This is a genomic window from Merdimmobilis hominis (genome assembly GCF_016901855.1).
Taxonomy (GTDB): domain Bacteria; phylum Bacillota; class Clostridia; order Oscillospirales; family Ruminococcaceae; genus Paludihabitans.
This window is the reverse complement of record NZ_JACJKY010000005.1, coordinates 68,690-91,659: the sequence shown is the minus strand read 5'-3', so window position 1 is coordinate 91,659 and position 22,970 is coordinate 68,690. Positions and strand designations below refer to the sequence as shown.

Annotated in this window: 22 protein-coding genes; 9 read left to right on the top strand and 13 right to left on the bottom strand. The window is 51.6% G+C overall.

Annotated features, from left to right (window positions below):
* Positions 1–3: 3 nt before the first annotated feature.
* The 4 genes from H6A12_RS04475 to essC are packed head-to-tail and all read right to left on the bottom strand — an operon-like array spanning position 4 to position 5,524.
* Positions 4–375, bottom strand: coding sequence for a hypothetical protein (locus tag H6A12_RS04475; protein ID WP_204445225.1), 372 nt, complete (start codon positions 373–375; stop codon positions 4–6).
* Between the two features lie 30 nt (positions 376–405).
* Positions 406–702, bottom strand: coding sequence for a hypothetical protein (locus H6A12_RS04470; protein ID WP_204445223.1), 297 nt, complete (start codon positions 700–702; stop codon positions 406–408).
* Positions 703–738: 36 nt separating this feature from the next.
* Positions 739–1,008, bottom strand: coding sequence for a methyltransferase (locus tag H6A12_RS04465; protein WP_204445221.1), 270 nt, complete (start codon positions 1,006–1,008; stop codon positions 739–741).
* Positions 998–5,524: a type VII secretion protein EssC gene (gene essC, locus H6A12_RS04460; protein ID WP_204445218.1), complete on the bottom strand. Its 4,527-nt coding sequence runs from the start codon at positions 5,522–5,524 to the stop codon at positions 998–1,000. The genes H6A12_RS04465 and essC overlap by 11 nt, the downstream gene beginning before the upstream one ends.
* Positions 5,525–5,722: 198 nt before the next feature.
* Between essC and H6A12_RS04455 the strand changes: the two genes are divergently transcribed.
* Positions 5,723–7,156 carry a helix-turn-helix domain-containing protein gene (locus H6A12_RS04455; protein ID WP_204445215.1) on the top strand — a complete coding sequence of 478 codons (1,434 nt, stop codon included), beginning with the start codon at positions 5,723–5,725 and terminating at the stop codon, positions 7,154–7,156.
* A gap of 39 nt (positions 7,157–7,195) precedes the next feature.
* Here the strand turns inward: H6A12_RS04455 and H6A12_RS04450 are convergent, their stop codons facing one another.
* The 7 genes from H6A12_RS04450 to H6A12_RS04420 form a co-directional block, all read right to left on the bottom strand.
* Positions 7,196–8,839 (bottom strand): Mbeg1-like protein, encoded by a 1,644-nt coding sequence (locus H6A12_RS04450; protein WP_204445213.1) that lies wholly within the window; start codon positions 8,837–8,839, stop codon positions 7,196–7,198.
* 5 nt (positions 8,840–8,844) lie between these two features.
* Positions 8,845–9,501 carry a hypothetical protein gene (locus tag H6A12_RS04445; RefSeq protein ID WP_204445211.1) on the bottom strand — a complete coding sequence of 219 codons (657 nt, stop codon included), beginning with the start codon at positions 9,499–9,501 and terminating at the stop codon, positions 8,845–8,847.
* A gap of 17 nt (positions 9,502–9,518) precedes the next feature.
* Positions 9,519–9,710: a hypothetical protein gene (locus H6A12_RS04440; protein WP_204445208.1), complete on the bottom strand. Its 192-nt coding sequence runs from the start codon at positions 9,708–9,710 to the stop codon at positions 9,519–9,521.
* A gap of 12 nt (positions 9,711–9,722) precedes the next feature.
* Complete coding sequence (locus tag H6A12_RS04435; RefSeq protein ID WP_204445206.1) at positions 9,723–10,025, bottom strand: WXG100 family type VII secretion target; 303 nt, start codon at positions 10,023–10,025, stop codon at positions 9,723–9,725.
* 109 nt (positions 10,026–10,134) lie between these two features.
* Complete coding sequence (locus H6A12_RS04430; protein WP_204445204.1) at positions 10,135–10,437, bottom strand: pore-forming ESAT-6 family protein; 303 nt, start codon at positions 10,435–10,437, stop codon at positions 10,135–10,137.
* A gap of 16 nt (positions 10,438–10,453) precedes the next feature.
* Positions 10,454–10,756 carry a WXG100 family type VII secretion target gene (locus H6A12_RS04425; RefSeq protein ID WP_204445202.1) on the bottom strand — a complete coding sequence of 101 codons (303 nt, stop codon included), beginning with the start codon at positions 10,754–10,756 and terminating at the stop codon, positions 10,454–10,456.
* On the bottom strand, positions 10,735–11,463 hold the full coding sequence (locus tag H6A12_RS04420) for a PfkB family carbohydrate kinase (RefSeq protein ID WP_204445200.1): 729 nt from the start codon (positions 11,461–11,463) through the stop codon (positions 10,735–10,737). The genes H6A12_RS04425 and H6A12_RS04420 overlap by 22 nt, the downstream gene beginning before the upstream one ends.
* A 164-nt stretch (positions 11,464–11,627) precedes the next feature.
* On the opposite strand from H6A12_RS04420, the gene H6A12_RS04415 reads away from it, so the two are divergent.
* The gene (locus H6A12_RS04415; protein ID WP_204445196.1) at positions 11,628–13,886 is read left to right on the top strand and encodes an alpha-L-rhamnosidase; all 2,259 of its coding nucleotides are present in this window, start codon (positions 11,628–11,630) and stop codon (positions 13,884–13,886) included.
* Positions 13,887–13,932: 46 nt separating this feature from the next.
* Here the strand turns inward: H6A12_RS04415 and H6A12_RS04410 are convergent, their stop codons facing one another.
* Positions 13,933–15,162, bottom strand: coding sequence for a hypothetical protein (locus H6A12_RS04410; RefSeq protein ID WP_204445193.1), 1,230 nt, complete (start codon positions 15,160–15,162; stop codon positions 13,933–13,935).
* Between the two features lie 159 nt (positions 15,163–15,321).
* On the bottom strand, positions 15,322–16,056 hold the full coding sequence (locus tag H6A12_RS04405; protein WP_345941223.1) for a YoaK family protein: 735 nt from the start codon (positions 16,054–16,056) through the stop codon (positions 15,322–15,324).
* 128 nt (positions 16,057–16,184) lie between these two features.
* Between H6A12_RS04405 and H6A12_RS04400 the strand changes: the two genes are divergently transcribed.
* The 7 genes from H6A12_RS04400 to H6A12_RS04370 all read left to right on the top strand — a co-directional run bounded on the left by H6A12_RS04400 (position 16,185) and on the right by H6A12_RS04370 (position 22,962).
* Positions 16,185–17,111 carry a LysR family transcriptional regulator gene (locus H6A12_RS04400; RefSeq protein WP_204445189.1) on the top strand — a complete coding sequence of 309 codons (927 nt, stop codon included), beginning with the start codon at positions 16,185–16,187 and terminating at the stop codon, positions 17,109–17,111.
* A 79-nt stretch (positions 17,112–17,190) separates the two neighbouring features.
* On the top strand, positions 17,191–18,216 hold the full coding sequence (galE, locus tag H6A12_RS04395; RefSeq protein WP_204445188.1) for a UDP-glucose 4-epimerase GalE: 1,026 nt from the start codon (positions 17,191–17,193) through the stop codon (positions 18,214–18,216).
* A 16-nt stretch (positions 18,217–18,232) separates the two neighbouring features.
* Positions 18,233–19,159, top strand: a complete 927-nt coding sequence (locus tag H6A12_RS04390; protein WP_204445187.1) for a nucleotidyltransferase family protein — start codon at positions 18,233–18,235, stop codon at positions 19,157–19,159.
* A gap of 93 nt (positions 19,160–19,252) precedes the next feature.
* Positions 19,253–19,453 carry a hypothetical protein gene (locus tag H6A12_RS04385; protein ID WP_204445185.1) on the top strand — a complete coding sequence of 67 codons (201 nt, stop codon included), beginning with the start codon at positions 19,253–19,255 and terminating at the stop codon, positions 19,451–19,453.
* Between the two features lie 116 nt (positions 19,454–19,569).
* Positions 19,570–19,968, top strand: a complete 399-nt coding sequence (locus H6A12_RS04380; RefSeq protein WP_204445182.1) for a hypothetical protein — start codon at positions 19,570–19,572, stop codon at positions 19,966–19,968.
* Between the two features lie 135 nt (positions 19,969–20,103).
* Entirely contained in the window at positions 20,104–20,958 is an 855-nt protein-coding gene (locus H6A12_RS04375; RefSeq protein WP_243415293.1) for a GNAT family N-acetyltransferase, read from the top strand.
* A gap of 123 nt (positions 20,959–21,081) precedes the next feature.
* Positions 21,082–22,962 carry a recombinase family protein gene (locus H6A12_RS04370; protein WP_204445180.1) on the top strand — a complete coding sequence of 627 codons (1,881 nt, stop codon included), beginning with the start codon at positions 21,082–21,084 and terminating at the stop codon, positions 22,960–22,962.
* The last annotated feature ends 8 nt before the right edge of the window (positions 22,963–22,970 follow it).

Genomic DNA, 22,970 nt, shown 5'->3' with positions numbered 1-22,970 from the left:
TCGTCACTCCCCTGTTGTGTTATCCTCTATATCCGCTTCACCGTAAAACATCTGCGCCCATTGATTTTGCGCCGGTTCTGAAAGCAGCAGCCCGCCGGTCATCTGCTGTGCCTGCATGGTGAGACTGCGCTCCAGGCGCTCATATGTAAAAATTCCGCTTTGCAAAAACGATTCAATCCGTTCCATCCGCTCTTTTGTCTGCTCAATCCTGTTGTGAAGCTTCAAAAACGACTGACGGGTTTCTTCGTCGAACGTCTGCACATCCGCACGCATTCCCGCAAGCGCCGATGCGGTTTCCTGCAAAATCGAAATACAGCCTCTTGACTGCACACACAATTCATCGCACCAACCGGTTTGAATCTTGATTTCATCCACAGAGTCTGCTCCTTTCCTTTTGATATGATATTAAAACAAGCCGTCATCCGCAAGCAGTAAATCCGTCTGCAAAAGCTCTGCCTGCACACGCTGCTGTGCCGCTTTTTCCGAGATGTGGGCAGCGAGCGTTTCCATACTCTCGATCTCACGGGTAAGTTCTGCGGCCGCTTTTTCGACCGCTTCGAGAATATATGCGGTTTCCGGCGCATTCCATGCCTGACGAACACCCGCTTTTAATTGTTCTGCCTGCTGTTTCGCCTCACGCAGCTGCTGCGCATACATCAAAAGCTCCTGTTCTCTTTGACGGGTCCGTTCTTCCGTGTTCATCGCCGCTTCCCTCCTTTTTTCCGGCATGTATGCACATTAAAGCAGTAAAAGCCGGATTCCGTTTTTCCATCCCATCTCTCTTGGCGTTAAAGATGCACTGTAGACATTTCCGGTCTGATATTCACACAGCACCGCATCCGCATCGAACGCATAGCTGCCAGGCTCCACCTCGGACAAAAGCTTTGACAAAAGCCGGGTGAGCTCGTGTACACGCAAATCCAGCGGAATGCGCACGTCAAACCGTTTTTGTGCCGCGGGTACATAAAGCTCCGCGATCATTTTTGTCCGCACCTGCTCATTCTTCATGGGAATCCTCCTGTTCTGTCGTCAGCAGCTTCATAAGCGACGGCGCACCGTTTTTGACAAGATAGCCAAACGAATCGCCGACCGATTCGTAAAGCGTTCGTTCCGGCCGCACCTTCAGCTGGAACTGATCGGCAATGCCGTCGCCTACCCAGATCGCCGTATTACAAGTTCCCTGTTTTTTAAACCACGGACGGAATGAGAACGACGAAATACCCGACGCCACCTCCGCCAGTACAAAGAACACACCGAGATGCGGTTCACATTTTTCCATCAAAACGTGCAATTTATCCTTGCTGTCGTCTGTGAGCATTTCAAACACGCGGTTTAGTGCATTGACCACATAGAGCCGCGGTTCATAAACCGGTGCGGTGCCGCCCTGTTCCAACACCTCTTTGGTATGATTGTGGCGGTACACAAGCTCCGAGAACAGCGACACAACCGCCGCGTTGAGCGAATCGGCATCCGCCGCATAGGAAACATGTTCATACGCATGTGCAGCCGACTGATCGCCGTCAAACACAAAGACTGACAAGCGTTCTCTGCTTGATGCCACCTGTACAAACGCTTTGATAAACGACGGGCATCCTGACTGCGAAAGCACATAGTGAATCGGACGTGTTGTCAGCGAAACCGACGCAATCGCCAGCGATTCTTTGAACACACCGACCGGATAGGAGAGTGCCTGCGCATCGACGGCGCTGTCCACAAACGACGGTGTCACAACTTCCGGAAGAATCGGCACACGCGGTGCACCGGGGGCAGTGTTTTGCTCGGCGAGCGATTTGCACAGCGTGCGCACCGCCATCATCGGATCATCGCCGATGCAGGCGGTCTGGAATTCATACACCTGATCGGTTTTAAACAGTCCTCTGCCCGGACACTGTGCCGGAACAACGCCGCCCGTCGAACCGAGCACGCCGCTGTATTCCGATGGATCGTTCATCTGCAAAACGAAAATGCGTTTGAAATTCTGCAGCGTACGATAGCGCACCGCATTCGTATTGACCGCTGTAATGACGAACAGAATGCCGTATTTCGAGCCCTCACGCGACAACAGCGCCACTTGCGATTCAAGATCCTCATACGTTTCGGTGAATCCCGCATAGTTGTGGATCACTGTCACAATATCGGGCAGATCCTTGCCTGAAAACCGGCGGTAGGACTGTGCGTCGCCGCCATACTCCGCGCAGATGCGTTTTCTGCGGGCAAGCTCTTTTGAGAGCATCGAGAAGAGGTTTTTCGTCTTTTCAGCATCGGACGAAAACAGCACATCACCAACCTGCGGTGCTTTTTCAAACATCCGAAGCATCTCAGAGCCGTAATCGAGCAAGTAAAGATGAAGTGTTTTTGATGTATGTGCGGTGAGCAGGCTATAAAGCATTGTCATCACAAACGTGGTCTTGCCGCCGCCTGCCGCACCGTATACCACAGTATTGCCGTCGGACGAAAGCGGCAATGTGAGCAAGAACTGCCGCTGATTCTGCGGGTCGTCCGCTTCACCGATGACTGCACAAAGCGACGACGTATCGTTCTGCACACGATACCGCGACAAAAGATCCGAAAGCACAAGCTTTTTGGGAAGCGGCGGCATCCACATCGGACGCAGACGGATGTGTTCTTCATCGGCAAGCTGAGAAAGATGCGAAACGATGCAGTCGAGCTGTTTATCTTTGCCGCGTGTCTTTGCAATCTGGGCACTGCGGATCACATGGCCGACCTCGTCGAGCAGTGCGACCGATTCATCCTTCTGCGTTTCGACACGGTCGGACGGCGTATACGGTGCACCTGCCCATGCCGACTGCCCAAGCTCGAAAATCTCGTTGTATCCGACCTGCAAGTAAAACCGGCCGGTCTGCACAAGCGCCGCCGCATCGGGCCGCTTAAGCATATCCATACTGTCGTTTTTCTCCTGTACTTTTAAGCACACACGGAACCGGCTGTTGCTCCAGATCTGGTCGTCCACCACGCCGCTCGGCTTCTGGGTTGCCAGAATCAAATGGACGCCTAAACTTCGGCCGATGCGCGCCGCACTCACAAGCTCCCGCATAAAGTCGGGCTGCTGTGTTTTTAACTCCGCGAACTCGTCGGAGATGATGAACAGATGCTGAAGCGGCTCGGTAACGACCTTTTCGCGGTAAAGCCGCTGATATTTATAGATGTCAATGTTACTGACATGAACCTGTTTGCTGACAGCCTGGAAAATTGCCTGACGGCGTTTTAACTCGCTCTGAATCGAAACGAGCGACCGGTTGACTGCGGCGCCGTCTAAGTTTGTGATGATGCCGACGGTGTGCGGCAGCTTTTCAAACGCCTTTGCCATGCCGCCGCCTTTATAGTCAATGAGGATAAACGCCACTTCATTCGGATGATAATTGACCGCCAGCGACAGAATATATGTCATGATAAATTCACTCTTGCCCGAACCGGTCATACCGGCGACAAGTCCGTGCGGGCCGTGGAATTTCTCGTGCAGATCGAGTGTGAACAAACCGCCGTTTTCGTCGATACCCACTTCCGTTGCAAGCGTGCGGGTCGGGTCATGCTCGTTCCAGCGGCTGAGCACGTTTAAATGCTCCACTTTGCCGACACCGAACATCTGCAAAAAGGTGATAAGCTCCGGCAGTGATTTTTTCGATGAGGATGTATACAACAATGTGTTTTGCAGCTGTACCGCAAGCGCACGACAGTCGCCGTTCATCAGAATATCGGGCGCAAACGAAAGCTGCCGTCCGTAAATATCGCCCTGATCATATAGAAGGGCGTCGTTTTGATGCAGTTCAACGACTTTTTTGCATTCTTTGGGCAAAAGCCGCAGTTCGTCATACAGTGCGACAATCGAAAAGCCGCGGCATTTTTTCTCCGAAAGAATCTGCCGCACAAGCTCCGTCTGGCCGCCCAGTTCCCGGTCAAGCACAAACACAACCACCCACGGAAGCGGTTCTTTTTCGTTTTCAAGCTGTGCCCTTGCGGAAAATTCCCGTTCGAGCACGGCGGAAATCTCGCGCGCATCCGATGCACTCGATGCCACATAGTGCGTATTTTCCGAAGCATCCCATGTGTGCGGCAGCCATTTGACAAAATCCCACTCGGCAGCTTCTTTTTCCGAATAGAAAAAGACCGTCTTCACTTCGTCATAGCTGTGAAGCGCACCGATCTGCAAAATGAGTCCCCGTGTGTACGCACAGACGGTCGAACGATCACCGATCACACCGATGACGTGTGTATCCCGCAGAGAAAGCGAAACCGGCACGGATGAAATCTCATGCGGTCCTGCACAAAGCCGGCGCATTTCCTCCTGCAGCGGGTCCTCATCGAGCGAAAACCGCTCCTCGGGGAACTTAAACTCCGCGTCGATCGGCAGCGTGCCGATGCCGAGCCGCAGCATCAGAAAATCGTTGTGAGAATACGTGCGTTCCCACAGGTTGCGGCGGCCGTTTCGGATGCGGTCGATGCAGTCCTCCAAGGTGACAATATTTTCGGAGAGAATCTGGCGCTGACGTTCGCCCTCGCCAAAAATCGCCCGGCGCATCTGCTCTAAATATTCTCTGTATTTTTTCCGGCGCGTTTCCTCCTTGCGGCGGGCACTGCGCCGTTCAAACATCTTTGTCATAACCGGCCACAGCACAGTGCCCATCAGCATACCGACCGACATCACAAGCGACGGCATTGCACTCACGACATCGCCGCCCGAACCGAGCACATTATACAGCGTGAAAAAGCCGGTCGAAAGCGATACAAGACCCATCGTCATCGACGGACCGAGCACGAGCATCATCGGCGTCGTCTGCGGCGACGGCGGTGCAGGCGGTGCATCAATCGTGAATTTTGCCTGCTCGACCTCCCGTTTAAACCGCGGCGAACGATAAAACACCTCATCCGCTTTGAGCGATTCTTCCTCCGACTCCTCCGCACGCGGTGAAACCTGCTGCGATACAAACGGATAAAGCGTATTTTTTAACCGGACAAGTCCATCCGGATTGTTGTATGCAAAAAATCCTTTGCCGAGCAGCATTTTAAATCCGCTCAGTTCAATCACATCGCCCGGATGCACCTCAGCGGTTTGAATCCGTCTGCCGTTTACAAACGTGCCGTTTGCACTTTGCAGATCAGTCAACACCATCCGGCCGCCCTTTGCTTCAAGCCGCGCATGTCTGCCCGACACATACGGCGCACGATAACAGATCTCATTTTCTTCAAGCCGTCCGATATAAAGCGTGCACGACGATGGAATGAGCACTTTTTTGAATGTACGGCGGTCGAGCGTTTCCGGCTGGGCAAACAGCAGCATTTTTGCACCTGTTTTGGTCTGATAAAGCGGATACACCATTCCCTCTTTTAAAGCAACGGTACCCGACGGCGCAGCTGTTGTATCGAAATGCACGTGCCGCGTGGGCTTAAGCAGCCAGTCGCCGTTTATCCCTTCCACCTCGACGGCGCCGAGCCGATAGCGGCCGCTGACCTTTTGTGGAAGCGCCAGCGTTTTGATTTGATTTTGTTCCATCAATGTCAGCAGCATATATGAAAACCCCTCACCTAACAAAAATGAATACCTCTCTGCAGTTTAGTATACGGCGTGATTCACAAAAATGCAATCTGTGACGAATTATGTGACAGGTGTTTTCATTTCGCCGTTCCTACACAAAAGAGGGATTCCCTTTTGTGCGTTAAAGTGGTATAATAAAGGAAAAGCAGACACAGCGAGGAGGGGTGTTTGATGTCTGTTTTCTCGGAAAAATTATCGGAATATGTCGCCGCATCCAATTTAAAAATTGCCGCACTCGCAAAGCTGAGCGGTGTGGAGCGCAGCTTCATCCAAAAAATGCTCACAGGCGAACGTATTCCAAGCGATCCCGCTGTGCTCGACCAGCTCGCTTCTGTCATGATGCTCACGCCTTCACAGCAGCAAACACTGTTCCAGTCGTATAAGATCTCGAAAATGGGCGAAGCAGTCTATTACAGACGGCTGCTTGTCAAACGTTTGATTGAAGAAGCCGGCAGTGCTTTAGCACCTCCGCCGATGCTGCGCACACAGTTTAACGATCCGTCATTTGTGCGGCCGGACGTTTTGCCGATTTATGAAAAGCCGGCGATTCTTGACACCCTGCGTATTCTGATGGAGGAAACACTCAGCAAGGACGCGCCGCGCATTCGTGCGGTGGTTCAGCCTGAATACGGTGCATGCGGCGTTCTTTTGCAGTTTGCACGAAGCTGTCCGGCACTTTCGATTGAGCACATCGTCTGCTTTGACCACGCACTTCAATACCAAAAGGAAAACAAATATAACCTCTCCTGCCTGCAAACGGTGTTTTCGTTTTTGTTCGGCGCCTGCCGCTATACCCCGTTTTTCTACCACGACGCCGTATCTGCCAAAACCGGCTGCACCGCACTGTTTCCGTTCATGATCGTTTCGGACACATGGTGCATGCTTCTTTCGGGAGACGAATCGCACGCTGTACTGTTGAGCGGGAAAGACGGCGCCGCGCTGCAAAACACGCTGTTTTTGCAGATGCGTGATGTATGCACGCCGATGTTTTTGCAAAGTGGCAAACAGACCCTCTCCACAGACTGGGCATCCATTCACCCGGGCACAAGCTACTGCATACAGGCTTCCCCCTGCTTTGAGCTGTTTTTTTCGTCTGATATCGTCCGCCCGCTCATTGCATCCAGCACCGACCCTGCTCATTCGCCGCTTTTGCTGTTCGAGCGGCAGCTTAAACAAATTTCCCTGCTGGAAGGCACCAAAACGAATATTTCCTTTTTCACCATGGACGGACTCGAATCGTTCCTTACCACCGGACGCACATTTCATCAGTCCGAGGAAGTGCATTCGCCGCTTTCACCCGCCATGCGCAAAGAACTGTTCCGGCGGATGCTCATGTGCACAAAAAGCGGGACGTTTACGCCCTATCTGTTAAAACCGGAGCGGCTCAAGCTTGACCATCGGCTGGGCTTTTTTGCCGCCGGAAATCAGCAGATCTTTTGCACCTGTCACCATCCGCTGCACAGAACATCGCACCTGCTCTTTGCAGAAAAGAGCGTTGCCTATGCCATGTGTGACTTTTTTGAATACTTAAAAGAAACCGGACTCGTCTTTTCCAAAGAGGAAACAGAAAAACAGCTTGCCGACCGGTTTTCTAAGCTTTCATAAAACAGCAAAATCCCGACCGTTTTGGTCGGGATTTTTCATTCAGTACTGCCGTGCGGCGCTGTTTAGTTTCTGTTCGGTCTGCTCAAACATGTCGGCTACACGATCAAGATAAGAAATGCACTTTGCCAGATCGTAATCATAGCCTACATATAAAAAGTCAATGGCACCGATGGCGGCTTTATTGAAAAACTCATACCACTCCTGATCCCGCCGCAGCCGGTTCAAATCGCTGTCCAATGCGATGATGCGGTTTTGCACCTGACGCAGTTTTCCGGCAATCATCCGCAGCTGACTGACATTCAGTAAAATTTCATTGCCCGGCTGGTAGGATGCGGATGGATTTTTGACTTTTCTGCCGGTCAGAAAGCTCTCATACGCCATTTTGACATCGTTGCACACCTGGCGCATGAACTGCTTTAAGTCCTCCGCAAGGTCTTTTAACCGGTCAAGCACATCCAACACCACATCGATGAATGTCAAAATTTTATATACCATTGCAGTCACACGGATGATCACCGGTGAAAACACGATGATAACCGCGGCAATGCCAATCATTTTGACAGGACCCAGTTTCTCATAAGCGGCTTCCAGGAGCATTCCGCCGTATGTAGCCAGAAAATCGCGTCCCTCCGGTGTAGTAATGAGCGTGAACAGGATTGTCGGTGTTCCTGTTACGATTGCACCGATCACATTTTCGACTGTCAGCTGTTCACCGGTAATGGAGATGCTTCCGCCTTCGCTGCTCTCCATGATCTGCATGATCAGTTTTGCCACATCGTCCCGTTTATCCGGCGGCAGCATCATCAGCGCTTTGGAAAGCTCCTCGGCCGTGAGCGACAGCTGTCCGCGCTCGGTGGCGGAAGGGTTCATCTCTCCGCCAAACTGCTGTTTTCCGTCTACGAATACCGGGTCACCGTTTTCATCGCGTACCGCAAAGAAGTATTTTAAATCATGGCCTGCAACAAAATCGCCGTCCTTTGCCGGTGTTTTGATATAAAACGTATGGTCATCGGGAACGATTTTCTCACCGAGCACATTGACGTAATCGTTTTCGCCGTTGATTGAATACATTTTTTCAATGGCTTCCCGATAGCCGTCTTCACCGTAGCGGCGCTTCATCTCCGCAATGGCTTCGGGCGAAAATCCCTGGCCGTCGAGCGAATAGCACTCGTCAATATAGTCGCGGTACTCCGCGTTCATCGTCACATACTGCGATTTATTGCCGCCTTTGGAATGGCCGGTCACCGTGATGTTATCCGACGCATTCCAGCCGTTATGTTCCATCACATAATCAAAATAACGTGCGGCTTCCTCCTGCTGCGGTGTGGAGATCTGCGTCATGCCGGCACCGTTATCAAGCCATTCACCGTCGCCCGTTCCCCGGTAGACCACATAAATTTTCCCCGTGTCCGGGTCCTCAAACGTGCAGGCGTATGTTCCGGAATTAAATCCGTCCATTTTACTGCTCTGATTGCCGATTTCATACTCACCGATCAAATCGATGTTTTCTTTGAGAATCTGATACTCCGGTTTCTCTCGATAAGATGCATACGCATTATTGCTTCCGATCATGTTGATGATATCTTCGATCGTATCGCCGTCCTGTGCGCCGGGAAATCCCAGATATAAAATCTCGTTGAGCAGTGCGCAGATGTTCGCCTTTTGATATTGTGCGTCGGTCATCGCCGTCACCTCCACTTCGAAACCGCAAAGCCGCCTTGCTCATCCATCACAAACCGGCCTGCATGCTGTTCGGGGAGCATGTTTTGATATTCCTCACGCGAAGCGTTTGCACGCGCATCACCATCGACGAGATACACAGTGATATTGGCGTTGACGCCCTGTTCGTTCAGCGCATTGCAAAACTGCTCGATTTTCGCAGTGTTTTCATAGTCCTCTGCGCCGATGAGCAAATCAACCATGCACGCGCCGTTTTGCAGATACGACAGCGCGTCCGTTTCGGCGCTTTCTGAAAGTCCGATTTCCTCCGGCACGCAGAATGCCCGCCAGCTTTCCTCTACACCTGATGCGGCATCGTTTAAGATGGTGCACGCCTGTTCATTATAGCGATATGCCGCATAGTTATCGCGAAATGTTTCCGGTTTGCCCGCCGTTCCGGTCACAAAAAGCGTTTTTCCCGCAAAATCCGGTGTCGATACATGGCCGCTCTTTTCACTGCTTCCAAACTGGCCGCCGACCGGCTCAATCCATGTAAACGATGTCCCGTATTTTTCCTCAAGATATGAAATAGCCTGTTGTTCAAACGAAACCCGTGCATTCATACACCCTGTCACTCCTATCATTACTGCCAGCAGTCCCGCCAGCAATCCTATCACTCGTTTCACGTTTCTTCTCCTTTGCATCAGTCGATATTGGAGAGATGACGGCGTGCGGCATCATATTTATCCGCCAAAACCTCAAGCCGGTCTGCGCACAGCTCTGTGCCGACTCCCCGCATATCCCGAAGCTGTGCCGCCGCGTTGTTCATCTGCCGGGAAACCTCCCGCAAGTCGCTCAAAATGGAAGAAAGCTGCGCTCTTGCGTTTGCATCCATGAAAATCCCTCCTCACCACCACAGGTTTTTTGCCTGCTGTACTGCTGTGTCCTGCAGCGTACGGTAAACGTTTGCCGCCTCGGTCAAAAATGCGGCATAACTCTCCATCATCTTTGCCATATTCTCAAGATCATCGGAAAATCCGGCGAGCTGACGGCGAAACGCCTCAGCATCTGCGCCCTCCCAGCCCTGCGAGGAAGAAACTGCCTGTATGAGCTCCTTGCCCTTTCTGCGGTATGTTCCGGCCTCTGTACGGATCTTTTTTGCCGTCGATTCCATCTTTCTTAAATTGGCACGAATGCGGTATACGGCCATTATGCACTCCTCCTCTCGGTTTTCTCTTTGAAAAACGGCCTGCAGCACTTTCTGCAAGCCGCTTTTCAAAGAGCACGCGCGTTTGCGTGCGCTTTGCTTCTTTTTTTGATTATTTGAATGCGCTTGCGTTGTTCTGGATCTGGGTTTCGGTCGATTCATAGCTCGAAACGGTGTTATCCAAAAACTTCGCATACGACTCGATGATCTGTTTATAGTTTTCAAATGCCGGAACAAGGCTGTTGAACCGCTCGCGGATCGTTTCGCCTGCCGGGCTCTGCCAGGTAGCAGCCAGATCGTTCATTTCCTTCTGGATTTCCAAAAGCTTGTCGTTTAAGCTTGTGTTGAGTGTACGGATGGTACCGGCGGTCGCACTGACCTCGCCGAGTGAAATTTTAATGCCTTCTACTGCCATGATGAAACTCCTCCTCTCAGTTTGTCAGCGTTTTTGCCTGTGCAACGCGGTCTTCCTGTGTCTGACGGTATGCCTGTGCAGCTGTTCTTAAAAACTCGCTGTACTGGTCCATCAGCTTTTTCATATCCTGGAAGTTATCGGTGAAGCCTTTGATCTGGTTGGTGAATGCCAGGTTGTCTGCACCCTGCCAAGCCGCGCTCATGTTGTCCACCTCGGTGAACAGATTGCGGTAGATCGCTTCATACTCCGCTGCTGCAGCGCTGATTTTCTGGGAAGCTGCTTCGAGCTTCTGTGGGTTTACGGTGATTGAAACTGCCATATGATATTCCTCCTTATGCTGCCTCCGATGCCGGAAGGTGTTTTGTTCTTTGTTCTGGTTTCAGTATAACAGTCCCGATTTCCCGCCGCAACATGTGACAAAAACAGTGACAACCTTTTTTGCACACGCCGCACACTCTGTTTTTTCGCCCGCACACTTTTTGTCTCAGCGATACTTCTGCGCCAAACAAACAGCCTCTCTTGCAAGCGCTTCGATCTTATCAAACTGACCCTCTTGCAGGAATGCTTTCGGCACAATCCAGCTTCCGCCGCTTCGCATGCCGAAGATGAGATTCCTGCAAGAATACCTGTCACATGCACCGCGTCAAACGACGAAAAATCGATCGCATCCACGTCTGCCGCAGACAGCGTGGATGCCGCAGACCCTTTTCGAAAATATGCGATATCCGGATCGCCTTTCGCGGTTTTCCCTTTGAACATAAAGCCGGTGGCGTGCGATGCATCCGTCTGCACAAGCGACGTATCGATTCCCTGAAGGGTAAGCGCGTTTCGGATTTTCTCGCCGAACGGATCGTCGCCCACTTTTGTCAGATACGATACGCAATATTCGAGCCGTGTAAGCCCCACCGCCACATTATACTCCGCGCCGGCAATCGCCGAAGAAAAATGAGAAACATTCGAAAGACTGCCCTCCTCCCCTGCAATAAACAGACCCATGGCTTCTCCTGCCAGCAACATTCGTTTCATTCTGATTCCTCCTGTCAAGTGTCCTCTCTTGCAATCTTTCGCAAGGAAGCAACGAAAAAAGTGAAAAAATTTCAAGTCAGGTGATTGATTTTTTTGTTTTGTTTTTATAAAATGAGCGTACATCCAATCGATTGATTTTACAAAAAGAGAGGCGGTTATTTTCGATGGATCTGCATGCTCCTTTTATCCGCGCATCCGCGCAGTACGGCACGTTTGCGCACCCGATTCCCGCACCGTATCTGCGGCGTTCGTTTGTCTGCGACACGGCCGCAGAAGCCACCTTGCAAATCGGCGCACTCGGATTTTATGAGTTATTTTTAAACGGTGAACGCATCACCAAAGGCGCGTTTGCGCCGTATATCAGCAACCCGAACGACATTGTCTATTACGACGAATACCATGTGACGCTCCGCGAAGGCGAAAATGTCGTGGGTATTCTGCTCGGCAACGGGTTCACAAACAATCAAGGCGGCCACATCTGGGATTTTGACAAAGCCGATTTCCGCACTGCACCGCAGGTCTCCTTCGCCCTTTCGTACACCGACAGTGAAGGTACTGTGCAGACGATTGTATCGGACGAGCAATTCCGCACAGCACCCTCGCCGATTGTACTCGATGATTATCGGTTCGGCGAACACTATGACGCAAGACTGGAGATTCCCGGCTGGAATCTCAGTGGCTTTGACGACAGCGCATGGACACCGGCACTGCCCGCACCCATGCCATCGGGAGAAGCCCGCATCTGCGAAGCCGATCCGATCATTGTAAACCGCGAACTGACACCTGTTTCCATCGTCAAAGAGGGCGACGGCTACCGCTATGATTTCGGCGAAAACTGCGCCGGTGTCTGCCGCTTAACTGTCAAAGGCGAAGCCGGCCAGAAAATCGACATGCGCTACGGCGAAGAGCTTGTAGACGGTGCGCTTGACCAAAAGAGCATCTGGTTTGTCGGCGAATGGACCGAACATGACTGGCCGCTTGTGCACCACGATATCTACACCTGCAAAGGCGGCAAAGAAGAAACCTACACCCCGACATTTACATACCACGGCTTCCGCTATGTTGTGGTGACAGGCATCACCGAAGAACAGGCAACGCCCTCGCTTCTTACCTATCTTGTCATGCACTCGGATTTAAGCGAGCGCGGCAGTTTTTCGTGCTCGGACGAGATGGCAAACACGCTGATGACGCTCTGCCGACGCAGTGACCTTGCAAACTTCTTCTACTTCCCGACCGACTGTCCGCAGCGCGAGAAAAACGGCTGGACGGGCGACGCGGCGCTCTCATGTGAGCACATGCTTTTAACGCTCTCGCCGGAAACAAGCTACCGCGAATGGACGCGCAACATCTGCAAAGCACAGGCGGACTGCGGCTCGATTCCGGGCATTGTACCGACCGGCGGCTGGGGCTCTAAATGGGGCAACGGTCCGGCATGGGACTGTGTACTCGTAAACCTGCCATATTTTGTATGGCGTTACCGCGGCGATCTCACCATTGCAAAGGAAAGTGCCGCGTCGATTCTTCGGTATCTGCATTATTTGACGACACGCACCGACAAAAATGGTCTTATCGCAATCGGTCTTGGTGACTGGTGCCCGCCTGCACGCGGTGCCGATGATTATAAGTCACCGCTCGTACTGACTGACACAATCACCGCAAAAGATATTGCCGACAAATCTGCTGCACTGTTTTACGCACTCGATATGCCATTGCAGCAGAAATTCGCAGAAGAACTGTCCGCAAAGCTTCGTGCGGCCGTGCGCAAACGGCTCATTGACCGTTCGACAATGACGGCGGCAGGAAACTGCCAGACCTCGCAGGCGATGGCACTGTTCTACGGCATCTTCGAGCCGGGTGAACAGTCCGCGGCATTCGACCGGCTGCTCGCGCTCATCGATGAGCAGGACGGCCACATGGATACCGGCATTCTGGGCGGCCGTGTCCTGTTCCATGTGCTGACCGCATTCGGAAGAAGCGACCTTGCATATCATATGATTACCCGCACCGACTTCCCGTCCTACGGCAACTGGGTTGCACGCGGTGCAACGAGCCTTTGGGAGGATTTCCAGCCGGAAGGCGGCACACTGACCTCGCACAATCACCATTTCTGGGGAGATATCAGCAGCTGGTTTATTCAGTCGATTGCCGGTATCCGCATGAACCCGTATGCTGAGGATGTAAACGAAGCCGAAATCCGGCCGTCGTTTATTCCGCAGCTTAACAACGCACGCGGTGCGCATACAGCGCCTGCCGGTGAGATCGTTTCGGCTTGGGAAAGAGACGGCGACACAATTACGCTCCATCTCACCTTCCCCGAAGCAATGTCCGGACGCATCCGCCTCGAAAACGGGTGGATGTTCAAAGACGGTACGTGTGAAAAGCCGGCTGTTACAGGCGACTACACGATTGTTCCCGTAAAATAAGGAAAATGCATAGGAAAACCCGCAGAAGTTTCTGCGGGTTTTTTGCTCAGTATCCGCGGACGAGTTCCATGGCGATCTGTTCAAACCGGATCAGATTCTGCACATTGTGCGAAACGGTGCTGATATCCTTTAAGACGATATCCGCGCTGCATCCGTTTCGTTTGCAGGCATCGAGTGTGCGTTTGATCGTCTGCCGCACGGCGTCTTCGTCAAGTGTTGCGGTTGCAACAAGCGCCGGATTCGGTTTGTTTGCAATGGCATAGCGTTTTCCGATCACTTCTGCCGCATTGTCGACATCCGCCCACGGCGTAATCGAGATTTTGCGCAGATGCGGAATTTTCTCGACGATATCGACCTTCTTGTCGAGCGGCTCGCAGCATCCGTAATACACAAGACCAAACGGCTCCATAATCTCTTTCATATAATCGATGTCAAATTCCTCGTGCATATCTTTCGACACCGAACCGAAAATCTGTGCCATACCTCTGCCCCAGACCTGACTGCGTTTGACGATGCCGCCGTCATATTCGCCGGGCAGATCGCTTGTGAGCGCAGACGTACAGTGAATTTCAAGCGGCTGAATTTCAAACAGGCCGAGCGCTTCCATCTGTGCGGATTTGCTCTTTTCAAATTCGGCAAGCTTTGACACAATCGCATGGCTGTGCTCCGGACGCTCGATTAAATCCATCAAAAGCGGTGTCACACCGCGGTAACGTGCGATTTCGTCCCACATGGTGATATAGGAGCTATGCCCCACCACTCGCACCGGCAGAATGTCACCGAACACGTTTGCAAGCTTTTCATACCGCCGCATTGTTTCTTCCTTGTCATACGAAATGACAGGCGGTGTGAGTTTTTCTAAATCCTCCGGCTCTGCAAGCTGATCGAAATACTCGTGCGAGATGATGTGGTTTTCGGCTTCGGTTGCGATGGTGTGTTCCTCGACTGTAATCCCGATGCCGGTCGAATGCATGATCTTCTGCACCGGGAAATACGGCGGCAGAATCATATCGGCGGGGAAATGCTTCCACTTAAAGAGCTGACGGCGGAACCAATCCTCGGCGCCGTGCAGGTCAGGATCTTCGCACAAAAGCGTGAGCGAGCCGTGAAAGTTTAACTCATGGAACGGAATTTCCTCAATGAGCACAACCGGCCGGATCATTTTCAAGTCATTGACCGCTGTGTGCAGCGTTCTCGCCTGCATATTTTTTTCGTTGTTTGCGGCACATGCATATTCCCATGCAAGTGTGCGCAGCAATATTTCTTCACGGTTCATAAAAGGACACTTCCTTTTTGCTTTATACTGTTACCGCTATTTAACCACAACAAAACGAAAAAATCCACGCAAAACATGCGAAAAAGTTTGCAATTATTGCGCAAAAACGCAGACAGGCAGCCACGGTGGTTGGCTGCCTGTCTGCGGGTATATTGAATTTTAATGTCCAGATGGAATCTGGTCGAGTTGATTGCGTTCCTTGGTTAAATCCGCCCACAAAAGCCGGGCGAATACAACGGACAGGGGAATCAGTGCGAAAAAGATCGCGCGTCCAAGGAACAACTGACACAGCACCGCCGCCAAGTATACGCCCAATGCAAAGAGGAGAAGCATGGCGATATGGCGAAACGCTACCGTTCGCTTTGCACGGTCCTTGTGGCGGACCCATGCGGAAAGCGCTGCGCCTGTCTGACGGAGGTGGTTTGTGCAGAAGGTGGTCGCCATCGGGATTTTTTGCGCTTGTCTGAACGTGTGATACCGCATGGCGCAGACGAATGTGATGAGGATCTGGGAGATCTGCACCGGTGCTTGTTCGGGCAACACGCCGAGGAGGATTACAGTCAGCATTTCAATGAAAATCATCACCGTATCCCACCGGACGATGCGAAGCCGGCGGATCGGGGTTGCGATGGCATCCGAGAAAATCGTGCCCGCAAGATACGAAAAAATCGGGACAAGATAGGAAAGTGCAATAAGCCACTCGCCTTTTGCGCCGTGCATGGAGAGCAAAATGAAATTGCTCGTCTGGGCATTTGCAAACACGCCGCCGCGTACCGAATAGGTAAACCCTCCGTAAAATCCGCCGACCGCCATCAACACCGCAAATACCCACCATTTTTCACATTCTAAAAATGGACTGTCCGCGCGTTTTTTTACACGAATCGGATGAATCACGAAGATGTTCCTCCTTTTTTCTTTTCTCTTGTTGGCTACGCATTTATTATACCGCTTGACCGTCATGTTGTAAAATGATAAGATAATATCATAGGTATATTATTTTTTTATGACAAAGGTGCTTGTCTATGATTAGTTTTGAATCATATCGTGTATTTTATTACGCGGCAAAATATAAAAATTTTACCCGTGCGGCAAACCGGCTCTCCACCAGTCAGCCGGCAGTCAGCCACACGATCCGCACGCTTGAGCATCAGCTTGGATGCCGGCTGTTTTCCCGCAGCAACCACGGCGTGACGCTTACACCGGAAGGAAAGCTCTTATACACGCATGTGTCGGCGGGGTGTGAACAGTTTTTCAAAGGCGAATCGCTCGTTTCCGGCACGGATGCACTCGAAAACGGCGTTGTTTACCTTGCAACAACCGAAACGGCGCTGCACTGCTATTTATTCGGTCTGCTCGACCGGTTTCACACCCATTTTCCGAACGTACGGTTTAAGCTGATGAACCAAGTCACCTCCGACGCAATCGGCGCGGTCAAAAACGGGCTGTGCGACTTTGCGATCGTTCCCTCGCCTGTCACCGTACAAAAGCCGCTTCAAAAGCGCGCCGTTTCGTCATTTTCCGATGTGCTCATCTGCGGCAGTCAGTACGCGCCGCTTGCCGGTCAGACAATTTCCCTGCGGCAAATTGCGGAATATCCGTTTATCTGTGTGGCGCAGGGCACGACCACGCGCACCTTTTTCGACGAAATTTTCACCGCGCACAACGTGGCTGTTTCGGTCGACATCGAACCGGCATCAAGCGACATGATCGTCCCGCTTGCCGAAAGCAACTTGGGCATCGGCTTTGTTCCGGACATCATCTACAACAAAAACAAGGACTCTCATACCATTTATAAAATTGATTTGAGCGAACCGCTTCCCTCCCGCACGATCAACGTCGTCTATGACAAAAAGCAGCAGAAAAGTCCGGCGGCACGCCAGTTTCTGCGCTTTATCAAAGAAGACGCAGACGCCTCTTCTGCTGCTGATTCTTCTGAAAAAGGGTTGTGAAAGCGCAAACAGTATGGTACAATTTAGAAAACTGGCGGTGTGTGTTTCACCGCATTTTGAAAGGAACGGGTGAATTCTCATGGCAATTTTGGTGAGCGGCGGCGCCGGCTATATCGGCAGCCACACTTGTGTTGAACTTCTTGACGCAGGCTATGATGTCATTGTTGCAGATAATTTTTATAATTCGTGTCCGGAAGCGATCCGGCGTGTAAAACAAATCACCGGAAAAGACTTCCGCTTTGTAAATGTTGATCTTTGCGACCGTGCAGCCGTTAAAAAACTGTTTGACGAAAACAGCGACATTGACGCGGTGATTCACTTTGCCGCATATAAAGCAGTCGGTGAAAGTGTTGTAAAACCGCTTGAATACTACACAAACAATCTGACCACCACGCTCTGTCTGCTCCACGAAATGCGCGCGCATGGTGTCAAAAACTTTGTGTTCTCATCGAGCGCAACAGTGTACGGCGATCCGGCTTCCGTGCCGATTACCGAAGAATTCCCGGTCGGTGCAACCACCAATCCATACGGCACCACAAAATCAATGAACGAGCGGATTCTGTCCGACTGCTGTGCCGCAGATAAGACCTTGAACGTGGCACTGCTGCGCTATTTCAATCCGATCGGTGCACACAAAAGCGGCCTCATTGGCGAAGATCCAAACGGCATTCCGAACAATCTTGTTCCCTATATTGCAAAAGTTGCAGCCGGTACACTCGAAAAAGTCCATGTATTCGGCAATGATTACAATACGTCCGACGGCACCGGTGTGCGCGACTATATCCATGTAGTCGATCTGGCACGCGGCCACGTTGCGGCAATCAAAAAACTCATGACCAATCCGGGACTGTTTATCTGCAATCTGGGCACCGGAAAGGGCTACAGTGTGCTTGACGTGATTGCCGCTTATGAAAAAGCATGCAAAAAACCGATTCCGTATGTGATTGACCCGCGGCGTCCCGGCGACATTGCACAGTGCTATGCCGATCCGTCCAAAGCAAAACGTGAGCTTTTGTGGGAAGCGGAATACGGCATCGACGAAATGTGCGCAGACAGCTGGCACTTCCAGCAGCAGAATCCGGACGGATACCCGAAAGAGAAATAAAAAGGAGCGTATATCCATGAGCAAAAAACCGGTTTTGGTTGTCATGGCTGCCGGAATGGGCAGCCGGTACGGCGGTTTAAAACAGATTGACCCGGTCGGTGCACACGGTGAAAAAATCCTCGATTACTCTGTGTATGACGCACATCGCGCCGGCTTTGAAACCGTTGTGTTCATTATTAAAGAGGAGATTGCCGATGTTTTTAAAGAAGCGGTCGGCCGCCGCATGGAATCCGTGATGAATGTGCGGTACGCATATCAGGAGATCACAAAGCTTCCCGACGGATACACCGTTCCCGACGGACGCAAAAAACCATGGGGTACTGCACACGCTGTGCTGTGCGCAAAAGACGAAATTGACGGTGCACCGTTTGCCGTCATCAACGCAGACGACTATTACGGTCCGGAAGCATACCGCCTGATTTACGACTATCTGACCGCACATGCCGATGCACCTGCGCGCGAGTCGTATGCGATGGTCGGCTATCTGTTAAAAAACACCGTCACGGAAAACGGCTATGTGTCCCGCGGCGTATGCGAAACGAATGACGATCACGTGCTTTTGCGCGTCACCGAACGCACCCACATCGAGCAGCGTGCGCATGACATCGCGTTTTCGGAAGACGGCGGTGTGACGTTCTCCCCGCTTGACGAAAACACGATTGTATCGATGAATCTGTGGGGCTTCCCTGCCGCATTTTTGTCGGAGCTGTCCGCACGCTTCCCATCATTTTTGGACAAAGCGCTCGCGGAAAATCCGCTCAAAGGCGAATACTTTTTGCCGGGTGTCATCAGCGCGCTCATTGACGAGGACAAAGCCGCTGTAACCGTTCTTTCCACACATGATAAATGGTACGGTGTCACCTATCCGGAGGATAAACCCGGCGTTGTGGCGGCAATCGCACAAAAAACAGAAGAAGGCGTTTATCCGGCGCCTATTTGGTAAAAACATACCAATTTTTGTTTTTGTATTTTGTTGACATCTCTCTTTTTCTTTGTATAATATGTATACACTTTTAAAAGGGAAGGATTGACAAAAATGAAAAAGGCACTTAGCACGCTTTTGGCAGCTGTACTCGTGCTCTCTGTGTTCACAACCGTGTTCACTGTTTCCGCTTTCGCACAAGAGCCGGAAAACGTCAAAGTGATCACAAACGCAGATGATCTCGCAGATGCAATCGCCAATCAGACAGCAAATGAAACATGGAAACTGGCAGAAGGCACCTACAACCTGACATAAGCTCACCTCGATCAGTACAAAGCTTGGAATGAACCGGGTCAGGGCAACTGTACTTCCCGATCCATGAAGAGGGAATCACCATTATCGGTGAGGGCGACGTTACTGTAACAAGTGACGTGGAAAGCAAAAACGGCGCTTGGGCTGCGCAGGACTTCATCTCCGTTTGGGCAGACAATGTCACCATCGACAACATCGACATTCTCTCCAAAGAGGAGCAGAACAAAGCCATCGAAGTTATGGGCAAAAACTTCACCCTCAAAAACAGCGAAATCAAAAAAGTCAACGAATGGGGCAGCGGCTCGATCATCTTTAATGCACAAAACGATGAAAAAGATATCGGCAAAGCAACCATCACTGCAACCTGCGGCGATGTTTCTGCAGTCTGCGAAATCACTGTCACTGCTCCGACCGAAATGCCGGACACCAATGACAGCAACATGACAGTTGCAGGCATTTGCGCTGCACTCGTTCTCGCAGCAGCAGCTTGTGCATTTGCTTATCGGAAACGTGCATAATCGGCACATTTTGTGATTCATTTTGCATCAAATATGAGAAAGAACAGACATTTAAAAATGTCTGTTCTTTTTTTCTTGATGTTTTTCATTGAATTGTGCTATACTAAATGTAATATTGTGAAGGAGGTTTTGCATATGGTAGAAGTTGCGGCGGCACTTTTATTTTTTGGGAACGAAATTTTGATTTGTCAGCGTCCGAAAAATAAAGGGAATGCGCTGTTGTGGGAGTTTCCGGGCGGAAAGCTTGAACCCGGAGAAACACCTGAGGAATGTTTAATCCGTGAATGCCGTGAAGAACTCGGCATCACCATCAGCGTATTTGAACAATATGCCGAGGCAACACACACGTATCCCGACTGCACCGTGCATCTGCGCTTTTATCTTGCATTCACGCGGGAACGTCCAAAGCTTTTAGAGCACAATGACATGCGCTTGGTCACCCGCGACGAACTTTGTGATTATACATTCTGCCCCGCAGACAGCGACTTGGTGGCACGGCTTCATGCGCAAACCAATGCGCTCACCCTCCGCCCTTATCGCTCAAGCGACTGTGCACCCATTATCACGTTATTTCACCGTACGGTTCATTCCATCAATCTTGCAGACTATACGCAGGCACAGTGCAATGTGTGGGCACCTGACACCATCGACGAAGACCGATGGCAGGAATCGCTGTCCGCACACACAACAGTCACCGTATGGGACGGCGACATTCTCGCCGGGTTCGGTGATCTGAATATCGAAGACGCCTACTTTGACCGGCTGTATGTACATCCGTGTTATCAAAAAATCGGTGTTGCCACAAAAATTGCACAAGCACTCGAAGACGCTGCGGCAAATGCCGGAATTCAAACGCTCGAAGTCCATGCCTCCATTACTTCCCGTCCGTTTTTTACAAACCGGGGATATATTCTGTGTCATGCGCAGCAGGTGGAACGCGCAGGCTGTCTTTTGACAAACTTTGTAATGAAAAAATCGCTTGGCAACTGAGTTTTATAAAAAAATCCCGTCAGCTGACGGGAGATGTATGCTCTAAGTGACTTCTTAATCATGGTTTTTGTCATGGTTAGTGAAGCAGTCACTTAGAGCATTTTCATTTCAGGAGGTACAGCCATGAGAAACGAGAAAATCACCCCTCTGTATGAGCGTTTGAGCCGCGATGATGAGTTACAGGGCGAGAGTAACTCCATATCGAACCAGAAAAAGATGTTAGAGGACTTTGCCCGCCGGAACGGTCTGCCGAACCCCACCCACTTCACCGATGACGGCGTATCGGGAACCCGTTTTGACCGTCCTGGTTTTCTGGCGATGATGGAGGAAGTCGAGGCCGGACGGGTGGAGGCCATTGTTATCAAAGACATGAGCCGCCTGGGGCGTGACTATCTGAAAGTCGGTCAAGTCATGGAGATTTTGCGGCAGCGCGGTGTCCGGCTGATCGCCATCAATGACGGTGTGGACAGTCTGAAAGGCGATGATGATTTTACCCCTTTCCGCAACATTATGAACGAGTTTTACGCCCGCGACACCAGCCGGAAAATCCGCTCTGTGTTCAAATCCAAAGGTATGAGCGGCAAGCACCTGACTGGCACTGTCATTTACGGCTATTTGTGGGACGAAAAGCGGGAACACTGGCTTGTGGACGAAGAAGCCGCCGCTGTGGTACGCCATATTTTCGCACTTGCGATGGAGGGCTACGGCCCCTATCAGATCGCAACCAAGTTGTCAGAAGAAAAAATCGAAATGCCCGCCGTTCACCTTGCCCGCTATGGCGAGGGAGTGAACAAGAATAAGACCTTTGCGGATATTTATCGTTGGAGTGCTTCTACCGTTGTTGAAATCCTGAAAAAACGGGAGTATTTAGGCCACACCATCAATTTCAAGACCCGCAAGCACTTCAAGGACAAGAAAAGCCACTATGTGGATGAAAGCGAGTGGACGATTTTTGAGAACACCCACGAGGCCATCATCGACCAGGAAACCTTTGACAATGTGCAGCGTATCCGGGGAAACGCCAGACGCTACCCGGACGGCTTTGGGGAGGCCCATCCCCTGACCGGCCTGATGTACTGCGCCGACTGCGGCGGCAAGATGTATGTTCACCGCACATACAACGGCAAGCGCGTCCCGCAGTACACTTGCGGCCAGTATGGGAAATACCCTATCGGCTCCCTTTGCCCTACACAGCACCGTATCAAGGCCGAAGCTGTTCTGACCCTGATTGCCGATATGCTCCGGGCCATCGCGGAGTATTCCAAGAATGACCGGGCCGAGTTTATCCGCACCGTTCAGGAAACGCAGGCCGCCCAGCAGACCGCCGACATCTCCAAGAAGCGGAAACGGCTGGCCGCCGCCCAAAAGCGGGCCGGGGAACTGGAAAAGCTGATTTGCAAAATCTATGAGGACAACGCCCTGGGTAAGCTGCCGGACGCCCGGTATGAGGCCCTGGACGCACAGTACGCCAAAGAGCAGGACGCCCTCAATACGGAAATCACGGAACTGGAAAAGGCCGTTACCGGCTATGAGCAGAGCCGGAAATCTGCGGAGAAGTTTATTGCCCTGATTGACAAGTACGAGAATTTTGACACGCTGACAAATACCATGCTCAACGAGTTTGTAGAGAAAATCCTTGTCCATGAACGCGCCCGGAAAGGCAGCCAGGACACCACACAGGAGGTTGAAATCTACTTCAACTTTGTGGGCCGGTATATCCCGCCCGCCTTGCAGCCGGTTCCCCTGACCCCGGAGGAACAGGAAGAACTGCGGAAGAAGGAGGAGCGCAAGGACAGGCTTCACCAGAACTACTTGCGCCGCAAGGCAAACGGCAAGCAGAAGGAATGGGAAGAACGCTACAACGCCAAGCGCAAGGCCCAGGTGGATGCGACAAAGGCCGCGATCCGGGCCGAGGACATGGAGAAGGGCATTTTTACCACCGTTAGCCAGTTACCCAGGCAGGAACCGCGCAAGGCCACCGTATCGGCCAGCGCCGCAATTTAACCATCACA